Below are 1,306 nucleotides of genomic sequence, written 5' to 3'. Positions count from 1 at the left end.
GTTTGAATCAATTGATGAACAATTCATGTGATGATTAACCTGACTTTTAACTCTGGTTGTTTTTTCATCGCTGACAATATTGAGACCGTTTATTGCACCAATTTTGAGGCAACATTTAAAGATCTGCTCGTGAGCTTATCTTCTGTGTGACGAACTGGTCGAACTTTTTGGAGAGAAGACCAATGAAATATTCACCTATACTCGCTGTAGCGTTGTCAGCCCTATTCATTGTAGGGTGTAATGATGACGATCAACCAACAACCCAGCTGCAAGCTGTTCACGCATCGCCAGATGCTCCACTAGCTAATGTGCTAATTAATAGTCAGGCTCGTTGGACTGGGGTTGATTATGCTCAGGCATCTGGATATACCTCGGTCAATCAAGGCCAGACAACTCTACAGGTCGATGTTCAACTCCCTGGAGATGGTGTGGCGACAGTGATTCCGCCAAGCCAGTTCGATTTAAGCGGTGATTTAGATTACACGGTGATGGTGGTCGGTGATGCTGACGGTTCCAACAACCCAGTTGAGGCTCTCGTTGTGACACGACCTGCAGCAGGCACGGCGACGAGTTCGAGTTTGGATGTGCAAGTTGTTCACGCGGCAACTGGAGTTGGTGATGTGAATCTATACGTTACAGCACCGAATGATCCTCTAGGCGCACCGATTGGAACTTTGGGATACAAAGGATTTACCGATGTGCTCAATATTCCTGCTGGTCAATATCGTGTGAGATTAGAAACCGTGAGTGGAAGTGCTATTGCTTTTGACTCTGGAGAAATCACTCTGTCTGGCGGTAGCGAGTTAACTATTGCGGCAGTTCCAAGAGCGGATTCAACCAGTACGTCTCCGGTGAAGCTGATGGTAATGGATGGCAAAAGTTCATCTATAATTTACGACATGGCAGAATCTGCAGAAGTGAGAGTAGGGCATTTAGTTGATGGTGCACCCTCTGTGGATGTGTTTGTAAACTCGGCTAAGTTTGCTCCTCTTGATGCTCTAATGTTTAAAGAAGTTCGTGGCTTCTTAGATTTGGCAGCAGGCAGTTACGATATCGATATTTATGAAACAGCAACCACCTCTCCAACATTCATTGATGTTGACGGTTTAGCGGTGTTTGCCGGAATGGATTACAGCATCTATGCCGTGGGGACGGTAAGTCCTCTCAATTTGGAAGCGCTAGTTGTTCCAGAAAATCGACGCTCTGTTGCAACCAGTGCAGTATTGAACATTACTCATGCTGCAGCTAATCCAATTGCAGCTTCGGTTGATATTTATTTAACCGAGAACGTGGGAATTTCTGGAAG

General features: G+C 45.5%; 1 protein-coding gene. It reads left to right on the top strand.

Features of this window, described 5'->3' with window-relative positions:
- Window positions 1–182: 182 nt before the first annotated feature.
- Window positions 183–1,306, top strand: a 1,124-nt coding sequence (locus AB4496_RS26945; RefSeq protein WP_372132981.1) for a DUF4397 domain-containing protein, incomplete at its 3' end; no start/stop codon positions are given.

The organism is Vibrio sp. 10N.222.46.A1 (assembly GCF_041473595.1).
GTDB lineage: Bacteria > Pseudomonadota > Gammaproteobacteria > Enterobacterales > Vibrionaceae > Vibrio > Vibrio tasmaniensis_A.
The sequence above is the reverse complement of the archived record's forward strand: the minus strand, read 5'-3'. Positions and strand labels throughout refer to the sequence as shown.